Genomic DNA, 22,731 nt, shown 5'->3' with positions numbered 1-22,731 from the left:
GAGATACCTCGATACTGCTCATGGTTGACGTTCCTCGTCGATGGCTGCGTCGAGCAAGGCGGAGCGGCACAGCTCGGCCAGCGCGCACAGCGGAATGGATATCCAGGTCGGCCGGTGCAGGACCTCGTAGCGGACCTCGTACGCAGCCTTCTGGATCTGCGTCAGGCGCAGCAGGTCGCGTTCGACGCCCTCGGGCGCCTGCAGGAAGCTGGCCGCGTCGCGGTAGCCGCCCAGGAAGGCGTGGCCCGCGGTCTGGCGGAAGCGTTCCAGCAAGGCCTCGCGGCGCTCGTGCGACGCCTTGGCGTGGCCCTCGGGGTCGGTGGCGCCGGCCGCGAAATCGGTGGTGGAGCCCCCCAGCGGATCGGCGCGCGACAGCGTGGCCGCCGCGTAGTCGAACGAGCGCAGCATGCCGGCCACGTCGCGGTACGGCGTGCCGCGGGCGTGCCGTTCATCGGCGGCCGCGGCCGGTTCGCCCTCGAAGTCGATCAGGTAGGCGTCGGTCTGCGCGATCAGCACCTGGCCCAGGTGGAAGTCGCCATGGATGCGCAGGCGCGGCAGGCCGATCTCGGCCTCGGCCAGCCGCTGCAGCATGGCGGCGATGCGGTCGCGATGCTCGAACAGCCACTGCACGCTGGCGCGCGAGGCGGGTTCCAGCACATCCTGCGCCTGCTTCAGCGCCTTGAGCGCGCGGTCCAGCTCGGCGATGGCCTCTTCGCCGGCGCGTCGGGCGTTGGCCGCGCTGGCCTTGGCCGGACGGAACGCGTCGGGCGCGTCGGGCCGCGCCAGCACGGCATGCAGCTCGCCCAGGCGCTTGCCGATGGTGCATGCCATCGTCGCGTAGCCGCTCAGGCTCTGCTCGAACTCGTCGGCATCCGCGCCCGACAGCGTGGCGGTGTCCAGCGCGCGCTTCAGGAAGTCCAGGCTCCAGCGCCAGGCGTCGCCCTGGTTGGTGACGTACTGCGTCAGCAGCGCGACGGACTGCGGCGCGCTGCCGGCGCCCGTGCGGCGCACCTCGCCCAGCAACGCCGGCGTATTGGCGTAGCCGCTGCGCGTCAGGTGACGCGTCATCTCGGCCTCGGGCGAATCGGCGTTCTGCACGGTGCGCAGCAGCTTCAGCACGGCCTCGCCGCCGATGACCACCGAGCTGTTGGACTGCTCGGCGGTGATCCAGCTCAGTTCGGCGTCATCGGCCACCTGCAGGCCGGCCTCGGGCAGGAATTCCAGCGCACCCTCGGTGCCGTCCAGCGGCATGACCTGGCCCGCGGCCAGCAGCGATACCAGCCGGCGCACGAAGGCGGGCTCGTACATCGCGTCGCACAGCGTGCCCATCTGCGCCACGCGCCGCACCTTGGCCAGCGGCTGCTGCGGCGTCTGGTCGGCCGTCCAGTACACGGCCAGCGGCAGCAGATAGCGCTTGCCGCCTTCGCGTTCGATCTCGGCCAGGTACAGGTCGGTATCGGCCGATAGCGATTGCGCGTGCAGCACGCGCACGGGCGCATCGGCGGCCTGCACGCCGGACCAGCGCTGGCGCGCCACGTAGGCGGGCAGAATCTCGGTCTCCAGCACGCGGCGCGAGGGCTCGGTGAAGGCCAGGCCCTTGCCGCGCAGCACCAGCGTGGGGTACTCGACGGGCGCCTGGCCGGGCGGCAGCGTCTGCCACGAGGGCGGCGACACGTCCTGGCGCAGGTCCATCCAGTAGAAGCCGTAGGGGGGCAGTGTCATCCGGTACGGCTGGTCGGTCACTTCCGGGAAGGGCGTGTTGCCCAGCATCTCAACGGGCGTGCGGCCGACGTAGTCGTCCAGCTTCAGCTCCAGCGGCTGCGCGGCGTTCGACAGGTTGGCCACGCACAGGATGGACGTGTCCTCCCAGGTGCGCAGGTACGCGAGGATCTTGCGGTTGCCGGGATAGATGAAGCGCAGCGCGCCGCGCCCGAAGGCGTGGGTCTGGCGCCGCGTGGCCAGCATGCGGCGCGTCCAGTTCAGGAGCGAATGCGGGTCGCGCTGCTGGGCCTCGACGTTGACCGACTCGTAGCCGTACAGCGGTCCCATCAGCGGCGGCAGCACGAGGCGTTCCGGGTCGGCGCGCGAGAAGCCGCCGTTGCGGTCGGACGACCATTGCATGGGGGTGCGCACGCCGTCGCGGTCGCCCAGGTGGATGTTGTCGCCCATGCCCAGTTCGTCGCCGTAGTACAGCACCGGCGTGCCGGGCATCGACAGCAGCAGGCTGTTCATCAGCTCGACGCGGCGCCGGTCGCGTTCCAGCAGCGGCGCCAGCCGGCGACGGATGCCCAGGTTGATGCGGGCACGACTGTCGGCGGCGTAGACGTTCCAGAGATAGTCGCGTTCTTCGCTGGTCACCATCTCGAGCGTCAGCTCGTCGTGGTTGCGCAGGAAGATGGCCCACTGGCAGTTCGCCGGAATGTCCGGCGTCTGGCGGATGATGTCGGTGATGGGAAAGCGGTCTTCCTGCGCGATGGCCATGTACATGCGCGGCATCAGCGGGAAGTGGAACGACATGTGGCACTCGTCGCCGTCGCCGAAGTATTCCTTGGCGTCTTCCGGCCACTGGTTGGCCTCGGCCAGCAGCATGCGGCCGGGATACTCGGCCTGGATGACGGAACGGATCTGCTTGAGCACGGCGTGCGTCTCGGGCAGGTTCTCGTTGTTGGTGCCTTCGCGTTCGACCAGGTAGGGCACCGCGTCCAACCGCAGGCCGTCCACGCCCATGTCCAGCCAGAAGCGCATAACCGACAGCACTTCCTTCAGCACCTGCGGGTTGTCGTAGTTCAGGTCGGGCTGGTGCGAGTAGAAGCGGTGCCAGTAATAGGCGCCCGCCACCGGGTCCCAGGTCCAGTTCGACTTCTCGGTGTCCAGGAAGATGATGCGCGTGCCGGCATAGGCCTTGTCGTCGTCCGACCACACGTAGAACTTGCGCGCCGCCGAGCCCGGCTTGGCGGTGCGCGCGCGCTGGAACCACGGATGCTGGTCCGACGTGTGGTTGACCACCAGCTCGGTGATCACGCGCAGGCCGCGCGCGTGCGCGGCGCGGATGAAGCGGCGCACGTCGGACATCGAGCCGTAGTCGTCGTGCACCCCGCGGTACTCGGCGATGTCGTAGCCGTCGTCGCGGCGCGGCGAGGGATAGAACGGCAGCAGCCAGACGGCGGTCACGCCCAGTTCGGCGATGTAGTCGAGCTTGTCGATCAGGCCCGCGAAGTCGCCGACGCCGTTGTTGTCGGCGTCGAAGAACGACTTCACGTGCAACTGGTAGATGATGGCGTCCTTGTACCAGAGCTCGTCGGAGACGTGCTCGGCAGCCGGCGCGGCGGGCGTGGCGGGGGAGGTCTTGCGAGTGGTCATGCGGGCAGTCTCCCTGGAAGTCAATCGGGCGCGGTCAGGCGCCATACGCGATAAGGCCGGCCGGGATGCAGCGCGACGTCCACCCGGCCGTCGTGCCAGACGGCGCTGCCGCCATCGAGCAGGTCTTCCGCCTGCAAGGTGGCGCGGCCGCTGCGCACGGGCGCGTCATACGGCACTTCCAGCGACGTGTACTGGGCGTTGTACGGATCCAGGTTGATGGCGGCCAGCAGCGTGCTGCCGCCGTCGTCCGTGGCCTTCATGAAGCTCAGCACTTGCGGATTGCCGTTGGCCACCGTGCGGTAGCCGCGTTGCGACCACAGCGCGGGATTGGCATGGCGGATCGCGTTCAGCTGGGCGATCTCGGCCTTGATGTTGCCCGGCGCGTCCCAGTCGCGCTGGCGCAGTTCGTATTTCTCCGAATCGAGGTATTCCTCTTTGCCGGGCACGGGCTGCCATTCGCAGAGTTCGAAGCCGCTGTACAGGCCCCATGATCCCGCGCCCAGCGCCGCCAGCGCCGCGCGCGCCAGGAAGGCCGAGCGCGCGCCGCATTGCAGGTAGTACGGATTGATGTCGGGCGTGTTAACGAAGAAGTTGGCGCGGAAGAAGTCGGCCACCGGCTCGCCCGCCAGCTCTTCCAGGTAGGCCGCGATCTCGTCCTTGTCGTTGCGCCACGTGAAGTACGTGTACGACTGCGTGAAGCCGATCTTGGCCAGCCGGTACATCATCTTGGGCCGCGTGAAGGCTTCCGACAGGAAGATCACGTCGGGATGGCGCATGTGGATGTCCGAGATCATCCACTCCCAGAAGGGCAGCGGCTTGGTGTGCGGATTGTCCACGCGGAAAATGCGCACGCCGTGCTCGACCCAGAACAGCACCACGTCGCGCAGCGCGCGCCACAGCGGCAGCACGCGCGCGCGCTTGGCGGTGTTGCGGTAGAAGCTGACGTTGACGATGTCCTCGTACTTCTTGGGTGGGTTCTCTGCGTAGCGGATGGTGCCGTCGGCGCGGCGCGTGAACCACTCGGGGCGCTGGGCGAGCCAGGGATGGTCGGGCGAGCACTGGATGGCGAAATCCAGGGCCAGCTCCATGCCGTGCTCGCGCGCGGCCTGCACCAGGCGCAGGAAGTCGTCGAGCGAGCCCAGCTCGGGGTGCACGGCGTCGTGCCCGCCGTCGGGCGAGCCGATGGCGTAGGGGCTGCCCGGGTCGTTCTCGCCGGCCTTCAATGTGTTGTTGGGGCCCTTGCGATGCGCCCGGCCAATCGGATGGATGGGCGGGAAGTAGAGCACGTCGAAGCCCATGGCCCGCACGTCGGGCAGGCGGCGCTGCACGTCGTCGAAGGTGCCGTGGCGGCCCGGCTCGGCGGCTTGAGAACGCGGGAACAGCTCGTACCAACTGGAGAACGCGGCGGTGCGGCGGTCCACCCACAGCGGATAGGGATCGGGGCTTTCGTACAGGAAGGGGCGTGGCGCCACCAGTTCCATCGCTTGCGCCAGGTCGCGGTCCAGCAGGATGGCGACCATGGTGTCCTGAGTTTCGTCGGACAGCGCCACGATGGGCTCGTCGCGGACGGCGCCGCCCTTCGCGGCGGCATCGGTCGCCGTGCGGGCGGCCTCGGCCAGCGCCGCCAGCGCGACGTCCACGCGCGCGCGCGCCGCGGCATCGTTCTGGCGGCTGCCCAGCAGCGCCTCGCGAAGCTTGATCGTGCCTTCGCGCAGTTCAACCTCCAGGCGCAGGCCGGCCGCGTGCTTCTTGCGCAGCTCGGTACGATAGGTTTCCCATTCGTCCAGCCACGCAGCGATGCGGAACTCGTGCGGTCCGTTGCGGTAGGCGCGCAGTTCGGCCTGCCAGCGGTCGTTGTCGACGTGGCGCATGGGCGCGACGTGCCAATGGGTCTCGTCGGTGGCGCGCCAGCGCACCTCGGCGGCCAGCACGTCGTGGCCATCCATGAAGATGTCGGCCTGCACGCGCACGGTCTCGCCGACCACGCACTTGGGGCTCAGGCTGCCGTTGTCGATCACCGGGCTGACCTGCTCCACGGCGATGCGCGGCGCCTGGCGGGGATCGGGCCGGCCCGTGGCGGGGCGGGTGTGCGCCGCCTGCGGCTGCGACAGGCCCTCGGTGCTGTCCAGCCGGAAGCCGCCGGGCGGCAACAGCGCGGCGTCGGGGTCCCGCAGGCCCTGCAGCAGCGCCGTGGGCAGCAGGCTTGCCACGCCGCTCCAGTCGGCGCGCGCGGGCTGCACGTCGTCGGGATTCAGCAGCAGGGCATGCGCGGTGCCTTCCGTCGCGGTGCTGGGCCGCACGCCGTCGCGCAGCAGCAGCGTGCAATAACCGCGGTCGCCGACGGCCAGGCGCGGCGTGCCGCGCAGCGGGGTTTCCGCTCGCCAGCGTACCGCCTGGCCGGCGGCGTCCCACTGGGCATCGCTGCGCGGCATGACCATGACGCCGTCGCCGGTGAGCGCCGCGGTCCACATGGCGCGCTCGAAGCGCTGCGGGTCGGCGGCCTCGAAAGGGGGCTCGGGCATGGCGATGACGGGCGCCACCGCGCGCAGCCGCTGGTCTTCCTGCGCCAGCCAGGGTGCGCGCAGGTTCCACCAGGGCAGCGACGAGTACACCGCGTCGAATCCGGCCTGGCGCAGATCCTGCACCTGCCAGGGATTCAGGCCGGGCGTCCAGGCGAAGAAGCGCGCGTCGGAAAAATCTTCGCGCAGCGGGGCCAGCAACTGGCGCCAGCCCTCGCCGCCCAGTCGGTGCGGATCCAGGCAGCGAAAGCCCTTCACGCCGCAGCGCATCCAGCCCGCCAGGCGGGCCTGCCAGCGTTGCAGGAACGCCGCCGGCGGCGGACCTTCGCGCAACTGCAGCGTTTCCCAGTCGGCGGCCGGCTGGCGCGGGTCGCGGTCGGTGTCGTTGGCCTGCGTGCGGAACCAGGACGGCTCCAGCGTGCCGGGCGCGCCGTCGGCGGCTACCCGGTCGACCAGCAGGTCCAATGCCAGGTCCAGGCCGTGGCGCGCGGCCACGTCCACCAGCATGCGCAGGGCGGCTTCCATCGACAGCCCTGCCTGGAGGGCGGGATCGCACTGGTCGGCATCCTGCGGCACGAAGGAGCGGGGGCCGCCGGGCCGGGCCGCGTTCATCCGCGCCGAATCGGACAGCCGCCACAGCGGCGCGCACATCAGCATGTCGAAGCCGGCCTCGCGCGCGCGGCGGCACAAGGCATCCCAGGCCGCTTCGTCGGACGGGGCGCCCACCTCGGCGGCGTGGACATAGCAAATACGCCACGCTCCAGGCGCGGCGTACGACGGGCGAGCAGGTTGAGCTTGCTGCGCAGCGGTCATCTAGGCATCCTTGGTCACGCCGCGGCCTGCAGCGGCGCGGGGCTGAGATCGGGCGTCGGTTGCGGCATGGCGGGGGCCTGCTGGCGCAGGCGCGAGGCCGGCACGCGGGCGGCGGGCCACGCGGCCAAACGGGCGTACAGGTCGGCGTACTGCTGCACCGGCTTGCGCCAGCTGAAGTCGGCCGTCATGCCGTTGGCCTGCATGCCGCGCCACAGCGCGGGCTGGCCGTACAGCTTGACCGCGCGGTCGATGGCGTCGCTCATGGCTTGCGGCGTGTCGCCGTCGAACAGGATGCCGTTGGCGCGATGCTCGCCGTCCGCCGGATCGCGGATCGTGTCGGCCATGCCGCCCACGCGCGAACCGATCGGGATCGTGCCGTAGCGCATGGCGTACAGCGGCGTCAGGCCGAAGGGCTCGAAGCGGCTGCCGTGCAGCAGGATGTCGGCGCCGGCGTGCAGGCGATGCGCGGTATGCTCGTCGTAGCCCACCCGCACGGCGCAGCGCTCGGGGAACTGGGCTTCCACTTCCAGCAGCTGGCGTTCCAGCACCGGATCGCCCTGGCCCAGGATGATCACCTGCAGCGTGGGATGTGCCTTGAGTACCTGCGGCAGTATCTGTACGACCACGTCGGCCATCTTCTGGTGCGTCAGCCGGCTGCCCATGGCGATCAGCGGGCCGTCGCTTTCGTCGCTCAGGCCGAAGGCCAGGCGCAATGCGGCCTTGCAGCGGCGCTTGTTGCGCAGGTTGTCCACGCTGTAGCGGCTGCGGCCCAGCGCGGGGTCTTCCGCGGGGTTCCACAGCATGTCGTCGATGCCGTTCGGCACGGGCAGCAGCTCGGCGCTGCGGGCGCGCAGCAGCTCGTCCAGGCCGCAGCCGAATTCCGGCGTGAGAATCTCGCGGGCATAGGTATGGCTGACCGTGGTGACGCGGTCGGCGTAGCGGATGCCCGCCTTCATGAAGCTCATCTTGCCCCAGAACTCCAGGCCGTCCGGACCGCAGAAATCTGCCGGCACGCCCAGGTCGTGGGCCTGATCAAGGTTGAACAGGCCCTGGAAGGCCAGGTTGTGGATGGTGAAAACCGTCTTCACGTAGCGCAGGCCCACGGCGCGGATCAGCAGCGGCGCCAGCCCGGCATGCCAGTCGTGAGCGTGCACCACGTCGGGACGGCGGCGGCCGGGCAGGCCGAGGCACAGGCGCACGGCGGCGTGGGCCAGGGCGGCATAGCGCAGCGCGTTGTCGGGATGGTCTTTGCCATTTTCGTCGACGTAGAGGCCGGCGCGGTCGTACAGCGCGTCGTTGCGCAGGGCGTGCACCGCCATGCCGGTGTCGCGGCAATAGCCGCGGTAGAGGGTCGCTTCTCCGCCGGGCAGGCCGGACAGGCGCTCGGGCGGATGCGTCTCGCGCAGATTGTCCAGTACGCCGCGGTAGGCGGGCAGCAGCAGTTCCACCGATGAGCCTGCGTCGCGCAGCGCGCAAGTCATGCCCGTGACCGCATCACCGAGGCCGCCGGATTTGGCCAGGGGATAGGCCTCCGAGGCCACCATCAGCGTATTAAGCGTCACCATGCGTGTCTTCCTTGGATAGTGGGGTGCCTCGAAAAAGGGCGAGGCGAAGTGAGCCGGTGGCGACTTAGAGCAAGTGGTGTGCCTGGGTAATGGGAAAAGCGAAGCGGATGGATGGCACGCCGGGGATTTGCGGTGTCAACGATATGGACGTATCAATTTCGGCAAAACAACTGATGTTTACGAATCGCCTTTGACGAAAATATGGATATTTGGAATTTACACTGTTCTTTTATCCAGTGATTTGGCAGGCTCGTGTTTCGCGATCCGGTCCGTCCTCCTGCCCGCCGGTTGGACCACCTTGAAGAAATTGCGGCACTGCCGCATTCGCGCGCTTTTTCCGGCCACGGGACGGCGGGCTGCCGGGCCGTGCGTTTCATATGCGCACCGTCGAAACAGAACAAAACGTGCGCCATCGAGCTGGCGGCCGAAAGGGAGGGCGCAGGACTGCCGGCGCGAGCTTGTATTTTTGACACTCGGACCAAGTGCGTTTCTTACAGGCGAAACCAGATGTAGGCTGTGGCGGTGCACCACGGGCATGCCGCTTGCGAAACCGGGCCACCCAAGCTGCCGGCTGCCTGCCGGCGGCCCCACAGGAGCCTCCGATGTTCAGACCGCACGAGCGTCTGCAATTCCCCGCCCGCGACGATACCCACCTCGACGCGGTCGAGGAGGGTGCCGCCGCATATCACCGCGCCGCCGCCGTGCGGGCGGTGGAGCTGGTCATGCCCATGTTGCGCGCGGCGGTTACGGACGACCGGATCGGCGAAAGCCACTGCCTGCACGTGGTGGTGATGCATCCGCTGAAGACGCCGTCCAACGCCACGTTCGAGGAAGCGGTGCTGTACGAAGAGAGCGTGGGCGACCGCGCAAAATGGGATGCCGACTACGCCGCGTTCGCGCGGGGCAAGGCGGCGCTCAGCTGGCGTACCGGGCAGGACAGCCACGCGGTGTGCACCACCGTGGCGCATCTGCTGCGGCCCGAAGACACGGCCCTGTGGGGCAGCGTCTGGCACGAGGGCATCATCGTCGGCGTCAGCGGCGCGCAGCCCTGGTATGACGAAGCCTTCGCCGGCGCGGTGGCGCATGCCTTCAAGGCGGTGCTGAAGGATTACCGGCTACGGCAGGCCGGGTGAACGCATCGGCGCCGGCCCGCTCCTTCCAGCGGCGGGCCGGACCTGCGGCGATCATTTACCCCACGGCCCGTACGGGGGACGCCGAACCGGCCTCAATCCACTTTTCCCGCCAGTTCGGCCCGTCCGGTCGTCCGCCGCCCCCCCGTCCGACGCGCGCGGAGCCCGCGCCACAGCTCTTCCAGATAAGGCAGCCCCTCCAGCAGGGTGGCGGCGGCCAGCAGGGCGATCACGTACGCCAGGGGCACCGGATCGCGCTTGGCCATGATGCGCCAGTCCGCCGGCATGTCCGACAGGCCGAACAGCGATAGAAAGGCTTCCCAGTGCAGCAGCGCCACCAGGATGCCGGCCGTCAAGGGCAGCAGCTCCAGGAAACTGTGGACGTGCTGTTCGAATGCGCCGATGTAGCGGCGCTTGCCCGCATACCAGACGTCCAGCAGCGCGGTGGCCTCGTGCAGCACGAAGCACGTCAGCATCACGGCGAACACCAGCGCGTTGATCTCGAGCAGCAGGCAGGCCAGCAGCGCCACGCCGATTTCGGTGAACTGCAGCAGGTGCAGCACAGACTCCGCGGGGCCCGCGGTGCGGGCGATGTCCGTGGCCCGGTGGCAGAACCAGTCGGCCACGCCGGCCAGCAGCCATAGCGGCACGATGAAGTACAGCAGGATACCGACGGCGATGTCTTCCATGGATGCTCCCGCGAGAGGCTGGACTGAGAGGGCAGTAGGAAATCCTGCGCGCAAACCGTATTCCTGCCGACGTGTGACCCGAGGCACGTCGTTTGCGCGCCTTCGCGGCTCGTTTCCGGAGGTGACCATGGCAGCATCGTCCAGCGCGCGGCACGCGCGCCGTGAAGTATTCCGCACCATTGGCCTGGCGCTGTGGCGCAACCGCGGCGCCACGGCGGTGGCCATGGCGCTGCTGGTGGCCGCCAAGCTGCTGATGGTGACGGTGCCGGCGGTGCTCAAGGGCATCGTCGACGCGCTCAGCCAGCCGGACGCCGTGCTCGCCGTGCCGGTCTTCCTGCTGCTGGGCTACACCACGCTGCGCTTCGCCGGCAGCCTCTTCACCGAATTGCGCGACCTGGTCTTCGTGCGCGTGGCCCAGGCCACGGTGGCCGACTTCACCGTGCGCATGTTCGAGCACATGCAGCGTCTGGGCGCGCGCTTCCACGCTTCGCGCCAGACCGGCGTGCTGGCGCGCGACATGGAACGCGGCACCGCCGGCGTGGGCTATTTGCTGGGCACGGCGCTGTTCACGCTGCTGCCCACGCTGGTCGAGATCGTGTCGGTGGTGATCATCCTGGTGCTGGGCTACAGCCTGTGGTTCGCGCTGATCGTGGCCGTCACGTTCACGGCGTACTTCACCTATACCTACATGCTGACCGAGCGGCGCGCGATCCTGCAGCGCGAGCTGAACGACCTGGATTCGCGCGCCAGCGGCCGCATCGTCGACAGCCTGTTGAACTACGAGGCGGTCAAGCTCAACGCCAACGAGTCCATCGAATCCGGCCGCCTGAACCGCGTGCTGCAGGACTGGATCGGCGTGGGCGTGCTGAACCAGCGTTCGCTGTCGCGCCTGCACATCGGGCAGAGCGCCATCATCGCGGCCGGGGTGGGCCTGGTGATGCTGCTGGCCGGACAGCAGGTGGCGGGCAAGGCGATGACGGTCGGCGACCTGGTGCTGGTCAATGCCTACATCATCCAGATTTGCCTGCCGCTCAATACGCTGGGGCTGATCTTCCGGCAGGCCAAGGAAGCGCTGATCAATGCCGAGCGCGTCTGCGAACTGCTGCTGCAGCCGCCCGAGACCGGAGAGGGCGAGCGCCTGCCCGCGCTGCGCGTGGACGGCGGCGAGATCGCCTTCGAGCAGGTCAGCTTCGGCTACGAGGCGGGCCGCAACATCCTGTGGGACGTGAGCTTCACGGTGCCGGCCGGCGCCACCGTGGCCATCGTGGGCGGCAGCGGCTCGGGCAAGTCGACGCTTGCGCGGCTGCTGTTCCGGTTCTACGACCCCGACGAGGGCAGCGTGCGGATCGACGGGCAGGACCTGCGCGGGCTGGACCGCGCCAGCCTGCGGCGCGCGCTGGGCATCGTGCCACAGGACACGCTGCTGTTCAACGACAGCATCGCCTACAACATCGCCTACAGCCGGCCCGACGCCGACCTGCCGGCGGTCCAGGAGGCCGCGCGCGGCGCGCGCGTGCACGACTTCATCGCCAGCCTGCCGGCCGGCTACGACACGCCCGTGGGCGAGCGGGGCGTGAAGCTGTCGGGCGGCGAGCGCCAGCGCATCTCCATCGCCCGCGCGCTGCTGAAGAACCCGCCCATCATGGTGTTCGACGAGGCCACCTCGGCGCTGGACACACGCACCGAGCGCGCCATCCAGGCCGAGCTGGACCGCATCGCGCAAGGCCGCACCACGCTGATCATCGCGCACCGGCTGTCCACCATCGTCGATGCCGACCGCATATTGGTGCTGGACCACGGCCGCATCGTGGAGCAGGGCACGCATCGCGAACTGCTGCAGGCCGAGGGCATGTATGCGCAGATGTGGGCCTTGCAGCGCCAGCAGCAGGAACTGGAGCAGGCAGGATCGGCGCTCAGCCGCCAGCCGGTGAACCTGGCGGCGCTGGTGGCCGGCGTGCTGGACTCGGTGCGCGAACTGAGCGACGCCAAGGGCGTGAACGTATACACGGCCCTCGAACCGGATTCCGCGCGCATCACCAGCGACCCCAGCGCCTTGCAGCAACTGGTGTGGAACCTGTGCGCGCAGGCCGTGGCGGTGACCCCGCCGGGAGGCAGGATCGCGTTGCGCCTGCATCGCGACGGCCCGGATGCGCGCCTGACGGTGACGGACGGCCGGCCCGCGATCGAGACAGCCGTGGCGCATGCGCAGCTCGATGACCAGCCGGACATGCCTGCGGTGCTGCGCGAGGCCGCGGCGCTGGACCCCGCGCAGGTCGCGGCCGAGGCGCAGCGGCTGGACGCGCGCTACGAGCGCCGCCACGAAGCCTCGGGCGAAGTCGTCAGCACGATGGCTTTCGCGCTGCGCGCGGTGGACAACGTCCGCGCCGCCAGCGCCGATGACGTCGCGGATCTGCGCGGCGTGGACGTGATGCTGGTCGACGACCAGGAGGACGCGCGCGAGATCGTGGCGGAGCTGCTGCACGAATACGGCGCGGACGTCGTGACGCACGCCGATGGACCCTCGGCCCTCGATGCGCTGCGCCAGCGCGCCGCCGGCGCATGGCCCGCGGTGCTGATCAGCGACATCTCGCTGGGCGAGATGGACGGCTACGCGCTGGTGCGCGCCGTGCGCGCGCTGGAAGCCGAACGCGGCGTGCCGTTGTCGCAGCGGTTGCCCGCCATTGCCCTGTCCGGCTACGCCCATGCGGACGACCGGCTGCGCGCCTTGCTGGCGGGCTTCCAGGCGCATCTGGCCAAGCCTGCGGATCCGCGCGAACTCGCGGCTACGGTGCACGCGATGGCGCGGCAAGCAGTCGAGCCGGCGTCGCCCGCCGCATAGGGCCGCGCGTGCCCGCGCATTTCGTACGTTCTACCTGCACGCTTTACCGATGCATGTAAGAAGCGCCGCGCAACGGTTGCACGCGGCAATGGATGTTTCGATTCTCCCCGCATGGGTATACCGCTTGCGCTTCTCGATCCAGGCAAGCAAAGCACAGACATCCTTCCGTATCGCGCCAACAATACGAATAGAAACGGCGTTCGGCATTGGGGTCTGCCTTCATATCCTCGGAGATCCCAATGAAGAGAATCGCGATTGTCAGCGAGCACGCCTCGCCGCTGGCGGAACCTGGCAGCATCGACTGCGGCGGGCAGAACGTATACGTGGCGCGCGTTGCGCTGGAGCTGGCGGCCGCGGGTTGCGAAGTGGACGTTTACACCAGACGCGACGATCCGTTCGCGCTCGAGACCGTGCAGTGGCAGCCCGGCGTTCGTGTGATCCACGTGCCGGCCGGCCCGCCGCGCTTCCTGGCCAAGGAAGACATGCTGCCCTACATGGACGCCTTCGGCGATTACCTGTCCGAGCGCATCGCGCGCATGGACGTTTCCTACGACGTCATCCATGCGAACTTCTTCATGTCGGCGCTGGCCTCGCTGCAGGCATCGCGGCGCCACGGCGTTGCGCTGGTGGTGACTTTTCATGCGTTGGGCCGCGTGCGTCGCCAGCATCAGGGCGACAGCGACGGCTTCTCGGACCTGCGCTTCGAGATCGAGGACGAAGTGGTGCGCCATGCCGACCGCATCATTGCCGAGTGCCCGCAGGACCGCAAGGACCTGATGGAGTTGTACGGCGCCGACCCGCGCCGCATCTCGATCGTGCCGTGTGGCTTCGATCCGCAGGAGATGCAGCCGATCGAGCCGCGCCACGCGCGCGCGGCGCTCGGCTGGCGCGACGACACCTTCCACGTGCTGCAACTGGGCCGCATGGTGCCGCGCAAGGGCGTCGACAACGTGATCCGCGCGCTGGGCATGCTGCGCGGCCATCACGGCATCGACGCGCGGCTGTGCGTGGTGGGTGGCAACAGCGTCGAACCCTGCGAGAAGAGCACGCCGGAGCTGGCCCGCCTGCGCGCCATCGCGCGCGAGGCGGACGTGCTGCCGTGGGTCGAGTTCACGGGCCGGCGCGACCGCATGGCGCTGCGCCAGTATTACTGCGCCAGCGACGTGTTCGTGACCACGCCGTGGTACGAGCCCTTCGGCATCACGCCGGTGGAGGCCATGGCCTGCGGCCGCCCAGTGGTGGGTTCCGACACGGGCGGCATCCGCAGCACCGTCGTGCACGGACAGACGGGCTTCCTGGTGCCTCCGCGCGATCCCGAGGTGCTGGCGGTGCGGCTTGCCGCGCTGGCGCGCGACAGGAACCTGTGCCGGCGCATGGGCGCGGCCGGGCAGCGCCGCGCCCATCGTCTCTATACCTGGCAGCGCGTCGCGCACGCGCTGCTGGGCGTCTATCGCCAGGTCGGCCGCGGCACCGCCGCGGCGCCGGCCGTCTATGCAACCGCTCATACCCACTGACAGGAGTCACGACGATGCACGATCTGGAAACGCTGGCCGGCCGCGTGGTGCTGGTGACGGGAGGCGCAAGCGGGCTGGGCGCCGCCATCTGCGACATGCTGGCCGACGAGGGCGCCAGCGTGGCGGTGGCCGACCTCAAGGCGGACCGCGCCGACGCGGTCGCGCGGCAACTGAGGGAGAAGGGCGGCCAGGCCATCGCGATCGGCATGGACGTGGGCAACCCCGAGGACGTGCGCGCGGCGCTGTCCCAGACCGTGGAGCAGTGCGGGCGCGTGGATGCCGTGATCAACAACGCCGGGGTGGACGTCACTGCGTCCATCGATGAACTGGACGTCGAGGCCTGGGAACGCGTGCTGCGCACCAACCTGACCGGTCCTTTCCTGATGGCCAAGCTGGCCCGCAAGGTGCTGAGCCCGGGCGGCTACATCGTCAACATCGCTTCCACCGCGGCGCGGCGCGCCTGGCCCAATGCCAGCGCCTACCACGCCAGCAAGTGGGGCTTGATGGGGTTGTCGAACGCGCTGCACGCCGAACTGCGCGCCAGCGGCATCAAAGTGTGTGCCGTCATCGCAGGCGGCATGCGCACGCCCTTCCTGCTGGATCGCTTCCCGGACATCGACGTCGACACGCTGCAGGACCCCAAGAACGTGGCGCGCGCGGTGCGCTTCGTGTTGACGCAGCCTGCCGAGACCGTGGTGCCCGAGGTGATGGTGCTGCCGATGCGGGAGACATCATGGCCCTGACGCCAGCGGTATTCCTTGATAAGGACGGGACGGTGCTGGTGGACGAGCCGTACAACGTCGACCCCGCGCGCATGCGCTTCGCGCCCGGCGCCTACGCGGGCCTGTGCCGCCTGGGCGCGATGGGCGTGCCGTTGGTGGTGGTCAGCAACCAGCCGGGAGTGGGGCTGGGCTACTTCGACGAGCCCGCGCTGAAGCGCGTTCACGAGGCGCTGTCGGCCATGTTCCGCGCCGCCGGCGCGCATCTCACCGGTTTCTACTATTGCCCGCACCTGCCCGAAGGGCCGGACGTGCCCGCCTGCGCGTGCCGCAAGCCCGCGCCCGGACTGCTGCTGCGGGCCGCGCGCAACCATGACGTGGACCTGCAGCGCTCATGGATGATCGGCGACATCCTCAACGACGTGGAGGCCGGCAACCGCGCGGGCTGCCGCACCGTGCTGCTGGACGTGGGCAACGAGACCGAGTGGCTGCGGGGTCCCCACCGCGAGCCGGCGCATCGCGCGCCGGACTTCGATGCGGCGGCGCGCGTGGTGATGGCCGACCTGTTCGCCACCTGCCAGGAGGCCGCATGAACGCCCGTGATTCCGTGATCGTCGACGAGGCGTCCGGTGCCGAAGCTTCGCGGGTGTGGCGCGAAGCCCGCCGCATCCTGTGCGTCCGCCTGGACGGCATGGGCGACGTGCTGATGAGCACGCCCGCCATGCGCGCGCTGAAGCAGGGCGCACCGGACCGCAGGCTCGCGCTGATGGCTTCGGCCGCCGGCGCGGCGCTGCAGCCGTTCCTGCCCGACGTCGATACCGTGATGCGCTACGACTGCGCGTGGGTGCGCAACGGCGCGCAAGGCAACCAGGCCGACCTGGATGCCGTGGCCCGCATCCGCGCCTGGCGCCCGGACGCGGCCGTGATCTTCACGGTGTACAGCCAGAGCCCGCTGCCCGCCGCCATGCTGTGCCATTTGGCCGGCGTGCCGCGCGTGCTGGCGCATTGCCGGGAGAATCCCTATCGGCTCATCACCGACTGGCGGCGCGAGAGCGACGCCGACGGCGGCATGCGGCACGAGGTGCGGCGCCAGCTCGATCTGGTGGCCTCGGTCGGCGCCGTGGCGGACGACCGTTCGCTGTCCTTTCGCGTGCGCGACCTGGACAGGCAGTCGTTGCGCGCCAAGGTACGCGCCCACGGCGTGGCCGATGAAGAGGATTGGATCGCCATCCACGGCGGGGCGTCGGCCTCGTCGCGGCGCTACCCCAGCGGGCTGCTGGCCCAAGCCATCGACGCCTTGCGCGCGGAAGGCCGGCGCCTGCTGCTTCTTGGCAGCCCCGAGGACGGCGGCCTGGCGCCCGAGATCGCGCGCCGGCGCGAGCACCTGCCCGGCCTGGTCGACCTGTCGGGCCAGCTGAGCCTGGGCGAACTGGGCGCCGCCATCGAGCGCGCCGCGGTGCTGGTCTGCAACAACAGCGGACCGGCGCACATCGCGGCCGCGCTGCACGTGCCGGTGGTCGACCTGTACGCGCTGACCAATCCCCAGCACACCCCCTGGAACACGGCGCATCGCGTGCTGTATCGCGACGTGCCGTGCCGGAACTGTTATCGCAGCACGTGTCCCGAGGGACACCACGCGTGCCTGGCCGGCGTGCCGCCCGAGGCGGTGGCCGACGCCGCGCGCGAACTGCTGGCGCAAGGCGCCGGACGCGAACCCGCATCGCCGCCGCAAGGGAGATCCGCATGCATACACTAGGCATCAACGCCGCCTTCCACGATTGTTCCGCCGCGCTGGTGCGCGATGGCGTCGTGCTGGCCGCCGCCGAGGAAGAGCGCTTCACGCGCATCAAGCACGGCAAACGGCCGGTGCCGTTCACCACGTGGCAGCTGCCGTACCACGCCATCGACTATTGCCTGCAGGAGGCCGGCCTGGCGCTGCGCGACGTGGACCGCATCGTGTACGCCTTCGATCCCACGCTGCTGGACGTGCCGGGCGTCGAGGACGGCATGATCACGCTGCCGGTCGAGCCCTCGGGCGCGCGCCGTGCGCCCCACGAAGGGTCGCCGTGGGACCCGCTGTTCCTGTCCTACATCGTCAATGCGCCGCGGCAGTTGCTGGACGGCGCGCCGCATCACCTGCGCAAACGCTTCACGGGTCTCACGCTGGACCACATCCTGCAGCGCTGGCAGTACGTGGACCATCACCTGGCGCACGAGGCGAGCGCCTTCCTGGCCAGCCCCTACGAAGAGTGCGCCGTGCTGACCATGGACGGGCGCGGCGAGGCGGCCACCAGCAGCTACGGGCACTTCACGGCCGGGGGCTACGAACGCGTGCGGCAGATCAGTCTGCCCCATTCCCTGGGCTTGCTGTACGAAGAGGTGACCGATTACCTGGGTTTCCTGCGCTCGTCCGACGAGTACAAGGTGATGGCGCTGGCCTCGTACGGCGAGCCGGCGTATCGCGCCGAATTCCGCGAGATCGTGCGGCTGGACGAGGAGGGCGGATACAGCCTGGCGCCCTCCCGGCTGGTGGAGCGTTTCGGGCCGGCGCGCGAGCGCGGCGCGGCGTTCGAAAAGCGCCACCAGGACATCGCCCGGTCGCTGCAGTACGTGCTTGAAGAGACGGCGCTGCACATGGCGCGCTGGCTGCATCGCCGCACGGGCTCGCCGCGTCTGTGCATGGCGGGCGGCGTGGCGCTGAACTGCGTGATGAACGCGCGCATCGCCAGGGACGGGCCGTTCGACGAGGTCTGGGTCCAGCCCGCCGCGGGCGACGCCGGCACGGCGCTGGGCGCGGCGCTGTACGCGGACTACACGGCGCGCGGCGGCCAGCGCAATTGGCGGATGGACCACGCGTACCTGGGACCCGGATACGACGACGACGCCATCGAGACCTTCCTGCTGATGTCGCGCGTGCCGTATCGCCGCCTGGACGACGTGGCGCAGGCCGCCGCCGAGTTGCTGGCGCAGGACAGGATCCTGGGCTGGTTCCAGGGCCGCATGGAGTTCGGGCCTCGTGCGCTGGGCGCGCGCTCGATCATCGCTTCGCCCATCGACGTGAACATGCAGGCGCGGTTGAACGCCCTGAAGGACCGCGAGGATTTCCGTCCGGTGGCGCCCGCCGTCATGGAAGAACGCGCGCCCCAGTGGTTCGACGCGCAGGGCAAGAACGGCATCTGCGCGCCGTTCATGCTGTTCGTCTTCGACGTGCTGCCCGACCGCGCGGACCGCATCCCCGCGGTGCGCCACACCGACGGCACGGCGCGCGTGCAGACGGTGCGGCGCGACCAGAACGCGCGCTACTACGACACGCTGGCCGCGTTCGAGCGGCTGACCGGCGTGCCGGTGCTGGTCAATACCTCGTTCAACACGCGCGGCGAGCCCGTGGTGTGCACGCCGCGCGATGCGCTGGAATCGTTCTGGACGTCGCCGCTGGATGCGCTGGTGATCGGTTCGTTCCTGGTGGAGAAGCCGCGATGACGCCGCCATTCGCCGCGTCCACGTCCGCCGAGGTGCTGATGTCGGTGGTGGTGCCGACCTACCGCCGCCCCGACCTGCTGGAGAAGTGCCTGCGCGCCTTGCTGGCGCAGGCGTTCACGGCGGGGCCGTACGAAGTTGTCGTATGCGACGACGAGCCGGGAGAGCACACTGAACGGCTGGTGTACGACCTGGCCGACGAGATCGAGGCGGGCGGGCCCCTCCTGCGCTATCTGCCGATCACCGGCACGCAGGGCCCGGCCGCGGCGCGCAACAAGGGATGGCGCGCCGCGCGCGGGCAGATCATCGCCTTCACCGACGACGACACTATCCCGGCGGCCGACTGGCTGGCGCAGGGCCTGGTGGCCATGCGGCCGGACGTGCATGCGGTGGCCGGACGCATCGTGATGCCGCTGCCGGAGCAGCCGACGGACTACGAGCGCGACGCCAGCGGTCTGTCGCGCGCGGAGTTCGCCACCGCCAATTGCTTCGTGCGGCGCGCCGCGCTGCAGGCGGTGGGCGGCTTCGATGCGCGCTTCGAGATGGCGTGGCGCGAGGATTCCGACCTGCATTTCTCGCTGCTGGAGCGCGGCATGCGCGTGGTGAGCGCGCCCGCCGCGGTGGTGCTGCATCCCATCCGGCCCGCGCCGTTCGCGGTGGGCCTGCGCATGCAGCGCAAGGTGATGTATGACACGCTGCTGTACGCCAAGCATCCCCAGCTGTATCGGGCGCGGGTGCGGCCGGGGCCGCCGTGGTTCTACCTGGGCGTGACGGGCGCGCTGGTCGTGTGCGTGGCAGCACTGGCCGCGGGCGCCTGGCCGGTGGCTGCGCTGGCGGGACTGGCCTGGCTGGCGCTGACGGGATGGTTCTTCGCGCGGCGCGTCGCCGGGCTGTCGCGCGATCCGACCCACCTGGCCGAGCTGGCGCTGACCTCGGCGGCGATTCCGCCGCTGTCCATCGGCTGGCGCGTGGTCGGCATGTTCCGCTACGGCGCGAGGTTTCCATGACGCAGGCGCGCTTGCACACCCGCCCCGCGGTGCCCGCGCCGCCGCGCCCGCCGCTGCCCACGCCGGATCGCATCGCGGTTTTCCGGGCCCTGCAGCTGGGCGACATGCTGTGCTCGGTGCCCGCGCTGCGGGCATTGCGGCAGTCCTGGCCGCGGGCGCATGTCACCGTGATCGGGCTGGGCGAGGGCGGCGAGTTCCGCCGCCGCTTCGGCCACTACATCGATGACTGGATGCGCTTTCCCGGGCTGCGCATTTTTCCGGAGCAGTGCGCCGACGAGTCGGCCCTGCCAGCGTTCTACGAGCGCGCCCGCGCGCGCCGCTTCGATATCGCCTTGCAGATGCATGGCAGCGGCCTGCAGTCCAATCGCGTGGTGGCGCAGCTGGGCGCGCGGCGCTGGGCGGGCTTCGTGCCGCCGGGCGAGGACCCGGCTCCGTGCAGGGTGCCCTGGCCGGACGAGCAGCCCGAGCCCTTGCGTTACCTGACTCTGCTGAACGCGGGACTGGGCCTGACCGCGCACGACGCGGCGCTGGAGTTCCCGCTGACGCCGGTCGACCACGCGGAGGCGGCCGCGCTGCTGCGCGAGGCAGGCCTGCAATCAGCGCGCACCGTGCTGGTTCATCCCGGGGCGCGGCTCGCGTCGCGCCGCTGGCCCGTCGAACGCTTCGGCGCCGTCGCGGCCGCGCTGGCCGCGCAAGGGTGGCAGGTGGCCGTCACAGGCACGCCTGAAGAAGCCGCCATCGTGGCCGCGGCGGTGGCCGCTTCGGGCGGCGTTGCGCGTGACCTGTGCGGCCGCACGTCGCTGGGCGGGCTGGCGGCCCTGGTGTCGCGTTGCCGCATGGTGGTGTGCAACGACACGGGCATGTCCCACGTGTGCGCGGCGGTGGGCACGCGCAGCGTGGTAGTGGCATCCGGCAGCGACGTCCGGCGCTGGGCGCCGCTGGACCCGGCATTGCACCCCGTGCTTTGGACCGACGTGCCGTGCCGGCCGTGCAGCTACGAATCCTGTCCCATCGGCCATCCGTGTGCGCTGGGCGTGACGGTCGACCAGGTACTGGCGCAGGCCGGCCGCCATCTGCAGCGGGAGGCGGCATGACGCCGGACGACCGCGTTCGCGACGGGCGGGGACTAGCGCCGCGCGGCGCCGCGGCGCGGCGCCTGCGCGTGCTGATCTGGCACGCCCATGGCAATTACCTGCACGCCCTGACGCAGGCGCCGCACGACTTCTACGTGCCGGTGCACGAAGATGGCCGTCCAGGCTACGGCGCCCTGGGCCCGGGTCTGCCGTGGGGCGCCAATGTCCATGCGGTCCCCGTCGAGCAGGTGCGCGACACGGCCGTGGATTGCGTGGTCTACCAGTCGCGCCAGAACCTGGGCGATGCCTGGTCGCTGCTGACGCCCGCGCAGCGGGGCCTGCCCTGCGCCTACATCGAGCACAATCCGCCCGAGCCGCATCCCACCGACACCGTGCACCCGTTCGGCCACCCGCGCGGCATCCTGGTGCACGTGACGCCGCACAACGCGCAGATGTGGGACCGGTCCGGCGTGCCTGTGCGCGTGATCGAGCACGGCGTGCCCGTGCCGCCGGAGGTGCGATATGTGGGCGAGCTGCCGCGCGGCATCGTGGTGGTCAACCATCTCGCGCGGCGCGGCCGCCGCCTGGGTGCCGACCTGTACGCGGACATGCGGCGCGAACTGCCGCTGGACCTGATCGGCATGCAATCGCAAGCCCTGGGCGGCCTGGGCGAGGTTCCGAACCGGGACGTCGCCGCCTTCATGTCGCGCTACCGCTTTTATTTCAGTCCGATCCGCTACGGCAGCCTCAGCCTGTCGCTGGTGGAGGCCATGCTGTGCGGCATCCCGGTGATCGGCTACGCCACGACCGAACTGCCGTCGGTGATCGACAACGGCGTCAACGGCTATGTGGACAGCAGGCTGGACCGGGTGGCCGAGGTCGGCCGCATGCTGATCGAGCAGCCGGACGTGGCCCGTCGCTGGGGCGATGCCGCGCGCGCCACTGCGCAGGAGCGCTTTTCCATTGAACGGTTCGTCGCCGACTGGTGCGCGCTGTTCGACACCCTGATGGGAGACAGACGAGCATGAATGACAAGACTGCACGAGTACTGGTCACCGGCGGTGCCGGCTTCCTGGGATCGCACCTGTGTGAGCGGCTGCTGGCCGACGGACACCAGGTGCTGTGCCTGGACAACCTGCAGACGGGCGCGATGCGCAACATCCGGTCCTTGCTGGACCATCCCCGCTTCACGTGGCTGCGCCAGGACGTCACGCAACCGCTGTCCGGACAGGTAGACCGCATCTACAACCTGGCGTGCCCGGCGTCGCCGGTGCATTACCAGGCGGACGCCATCGGCACGACGCGCACCTGCGTGCTGGGCGCCATGCAGGTGCTGGAACTGGCCAAGCGCAGCGGCGCGCGGGTGCTGCAGGCGTCCACCAGCGAGATCTACGGCGACCCGCTGGAGCACCCGCAACGCGAGACCTATCACGGCAACGTCAATCCCATCGGCCCGCGCGCCTGCTACGACGAGGGCAAGCGCTGCGCCGAGACCCTGTTCACGCTGTACCAGCGCGCGGGCGTGTCGGTGCGCATCGCGCGCATCTTCAACACGTATGGTCCGCGCATGGCGCCCAACGACGGACGGGTCGTGTCCAATTTCATCGTGCAGGCCCTGCAGGGCGAGCCGCTGACCATCTATGGCGACGGCACGCAGACGCGCTCGTTCTGCTACGTGGATGACCTGATCGAAGGGCTGGTGCGGCTTATGGAGAGCCCGCAGGAGGACGGCGGGCCCGTCAACCTGGGCAATCCGCACGAGATGACGATGCTGGAGATCGCCGAGCGCATCAGCGACGCGGTGGGGACGCCCGCCCAACTGGTGTTTCGCCCCTTGCCCGGGGACGACCCCGCGCGGCGGCGTCCGGACATCGGGCTGGCGCGCGCGCTGTTGGGCTGGCAGCCGGCCGTGGCGCCAGCGGACGGGCTGGCGCGCACCGTGCGCTATTTCCAGGAAGAACTGGGGCGCGGCAGGCGCGCGCCCACCGCGCCCCAGGGCGCCACACTGCGGTGACTCGCGGCAAGG

At 70.0% G+C, this 22,731-nt stretch carries 15 protein-coding genes; 11 read left to right on the top strand and 4 right to left on the bottom strand.

The genetic code is table 11. The features are described from left to right. Nucleotides 1-18: 18 nt before the first annotated feature. From treS to glgA, 3 genes are read right to left on the bottom strand one after another with little or no spacing between them, the layout of a single operon-like run. On the bottom strand, nucleotides 19-3,360 hold the full coding sequence (gene treS, locus FS845_RS22305; protein WP_144639471.1) for a maltose alpha-D-glucosyltransferase: 3,342 nt from the start codon (nucleotides 3,358-3,360) through the stop codon (nucleotides 19-21). 20 nt (nucleotides 3,361-3,380) lie between these two features. Continuing rightward, a complete protein-coding gene (locus FS845_RS22300; protein WP_144639469.1) occupies nucleotides 3,381-6,692 on the bottom strand; it encodes an alpha-1,4-glucan--maltose-1-phosphate maltosyltransferase in 3,312 nt (1,103 codons plus the stop codon). A 14-nt stretch (nucleotides 6,693-6,706) separates the two neighbouring features. Further along, entirely contained in the window at nucleotides 6,707-8,257 is a 1,551-nt protein-coding gene (glgA, locus tag FS845_RS22295) for a glycogen synthase GlgA (protein WP_144639467.1), read from the bottom strand. A 602-nt stretch (nucleotides 8,258-8,859) separates the two neighbouring features. Between glgA and FS845_RS22290 the strand changes: the two genes are divergently transcribed. Further along, nucleotides 8,860-9,390 (top strand): hypothetical protein, encoded by a 531-nt coding sequence (locus FS845_RS22290; RefSeq protein WP_144639465.1) that lies wholly within the window; start codon nucleotides 8,860-8,862, stop codon nucleotides 9,388-9,390. A 92-nt stretch (nucleotides 9,391-9,482) separates the two neighbouring features. Here the strand turns inward: FS845_RS22290 and FS845_RS22285 are convergent, their stop codons facing one another. After that, nucleotides 9,483-10,076 (bottom strand): diguanylate cyclase, encoded by a 594-nt coding sequence (locus FS845_RS22285; protein WP_144639463.1) that lies wholly within the window; start codon nucleotides 10,074-10,076, stop codon nucleotides 9,483-9,485. A gap of 127 nt (nucleotides 10,077-10,203) precedes the next feature. On the opposite strand from FS845_RS22285, the gene FS845_RS22280 reads away from it, so the two are divergent. The 10 genes from FS845_RS22280 (at nucleotide 10,204) to FS845_RS22235 (ending at nucleotide 22,719) form a co-directional block, all read left to right on the top strand. Next, nucleotides 10,204-12,915 carry an ATP-binding cassette domain-containing protein gene (locus tag FS845_RS22280; protein WP_144639461.1) on the top strand — a complete coding sequence of 904 codons (2,712 nt, stop codon included), beginning with the start codon at nucleotides 10,204-10,206 and terminating at the stop codon, nucleotides 12,913-12,915. A gap of 239 nt (nucleotides 12,916-13,154) precedes the next feature. Beyond that, a complete protein-coding gene (locus FS845_RS22275) occupies nucleotides 13,155-14,429 on the top strand; it encodes a glycosyltransferase family 4 protein (RefSeq protein ID WP_144639459.1) in 1,275 nt (424 codons plus the stop codon). Nucleotides 14,430-14,443: 14 nt separating this feature from the next. Beyond that, a complete protein-coding gene (locus FS845_RS22270; RefSeq protein WP_144639457.1) occupies nucleotides 14,444-15,172 on the top strand; it encodes an SDR family oxidoreductase in 729 nt (242 codons plus the stop codon). Continuing rightward, nucleotides 15,163-15,741 carry a D-glycero-alpha-D-manno-heptose-1,7-bisphosphate 7-phosphatase gene (locus FS845_RS22265; protein ID WP_144639455.1) on the top strand — a complete coding sequence of 193 codons (579 nt, stop codon included), beginning with the start codon at nucleotides 15,163-15,165 and terminating at the stop codon, nucleotides 15,739-15,741. The genes FS845_RS22270 and FS845_RS22265 overlap by 10 nt, the downstream gene beginning before the upstream one ends. Beyond that, nucleotides 15,738-16,904 carry a glycosyltransferase family 9 protein gene (locus tag FS845_RS22260; RefSeq protein WP_144639453.1) on the top strand — a complete coding sequence of 389 codons (1,167 nt, stop codon included), beginning with the start codon at nucleotides 15,738-15,740 and terminating at the stop codon, nucleotides 16,902-16,904. Before FS845_RS22265 ends, FS845_RS22260 begins: the two co-directional genes overlap by 4 nt. After that, complete coding sequence (locus FS845_RS22255) at nucleotides 16,892-18,628, top strand: carbamoyltransferase (protein WP_144639451.1); 1,737 nt, start codon at nucleotides 16,892-16,894, stop codon at nucleotides 18,626-18,628. The genes FS845_RS22260 and FS845_RS22255 overlap by 13 nt, the downstream gene beginning before the upstream one ends. Then, nucleotides 18,625-19,632 carry a glycosyltransferase family 2 protein gene (locus FS845_RS22250; RefSeq protein ID WP_144639449.1) on the top strand — a complete coding sequence of 336 codons (1,008 nt, stop codon included), beginning with the start codon at nucleotides 18,625-18,627 and terminating at the stop codon, nucleotides 19,630-19,632. Before FS845_RS22255 ends, FS845_RS22250 begins: the two co-directional genes overlap by 4 nt. Continuing rightward, nucleotides 19,629-20,726, top strand: a complete 1,098-nt coding sequence (locus FS845_RS22245) for a glycosyltransferase family 9 protein (RefSeq protein WP_144639447.1) — start codon at nucleotides 19,629-19,631, stop codon at nucleotides 20,724-20,726. The genes FS845_RS22250 and FS845_RS22245 overlap by 4 nt, the downstream gene beginning before the upstream one ends. Further along, nucleotides 20,723-21,733 carry a glycosyltransferase family 4 protein gene (locus FS845_RS22240; RefSeq protein ID WP_144639445.1) on the top strand — a complete coding sequence of 337 codons (1,011 nt, stop codon included), beginning with the start codon at nucleotides 20,723-20,725 and terminating at the stop codon, nucleotides 21,731-21,733. Before FS845_RS22245 ends, FS845_RS22240 begins: the two co-directional genes overlap by 4 nt. After that, nucleotides 21,730-22,719, top strand: a complete 990-nt coding sequence (locus FS845_RS22235) for a UDP-glucuronic acid decarboxylase family protein (RefSeq protein WP_144639443.1) — start codon at nucleotides 21,730-21,732, stop codon at nucleotides 22,717-22,719. Before FS845_RS22240 ends, FS845_RS22235 begins: the two co-directional genes overlap by 4 nt. The last annotated feature ends 12 nt before the right edge of the window (nucleotides 22,720-22,731 follow it).

Source organism: Bordetella genomosp. 13, from assembly GCF_007679965.1.
Lineage (GTDB): Bacteria > Pseudomonadota > Gammaproteobacteria > Burkholderiales > Burkholderiaceae_B > Bordetella.
This window is presented reverse-complemented; position numbering and strand designations above follow the sequence as displayed.

Coding starts and splice junctions, on each gene's coding strand:
- treS (WP_144639471.1), bottom strand. CDS start 3,360: ATGACCACTCGCAAGACCTCCCCCGCCACGCCCGCCGCGCCGGCTGCC.
- FS845_RS22300 (WP_144639469.1), bottom strand. CDS start 6,692: ATGACCGCTGCGCAGCAAGCTCAACCTGCTCGCCCGTCGTACGCCGCG.
- glgA (WP_144639467.1), bottom strand. CDS start 8,257: ATGGTGACGCTTAATACGCTGATGGTGGCCTCGGAGGCCTATCCCCTG.
- FS845_RS22290 (WP_144639465.1), top strand. CDS start 8,860: ATGTTCAGACCGCACGAGCGTCTGCAATTCCCCGCCCGCGACGATACC.
- FS845_RS22285 (WP_144639463.1), bottom strand. CDS start 10,076: ATGGAAGACATCGCCGTCGGTATCCTGCTGTACTTCATCGTGCCGCTA.
- FS845_RS22280 (WP_144639461.1), top strand. CDS start 10,204: ATGGCAGCATCGTCCAGCGCGCGGCACGCGCGCCGTGAAGTATTCCGC.
- FS845_RS22275 (WP_144639459.1), top strand. CDS start 13,155: ATGAAGAGAATCGCGATTGTCAGCGAGCACGCCTCGCCGCTGGCGGAA.
- FS845_RS22270 (WP_144639457.1), top strand. CDS start 14,444: ATGCACGATCTGGAAACGCTGGCCGGCCGCGTGGTGCTGGTGACGGGA.
- FS845_RS22265 (WP_144639455.1), top strand. CDS start 15,163: ATGGCCCTGACGCCAGCGGTATTCCTTGATAAGGACGGGACGGTGCTG.
- FS845_RS22260 (WP_144639453.1), top strand. CDS start 15,738: ATGAACGCCCGTGATTCCGTGATCGTCGACGAGGCGTCCGGTGCCGAA.
- FS845_RS22255 (WP_144639451.1), top strand. CDS start 16,892: ATGCATACACTAGGCATCAACGCCGCCTTCCACGATTGTTCCGCCGCG.
- FS845_RS22250 (WP_144639449.1), top strand. CDS start 18,625: ATGACGCCGCCATTCGCCGCGTCCACGTCCGCCGAGGTGCTGATGTCG.
- FS845_RS22245 (WP_144639447.1), top strand. CDS start 19,629: ATGACGCAGGCGCGCTTGCACACCCGCCCCGCGGTGCCCGCGCCGCCG.
- FS845_RS22240 (WP_144639445.1), top strand. CDS start 20,723: ATGACGCCGGACGACCGCGTTCGCGACGGGCGGGGACTAGCGCCGCGC.
- FS845_RS22235 (WP_144639443.1), top strand. CDS start 21,730: ATGAATGACAAGACTGCACGAGTACTGGTCACCGGCGGTGCCGGCTTC.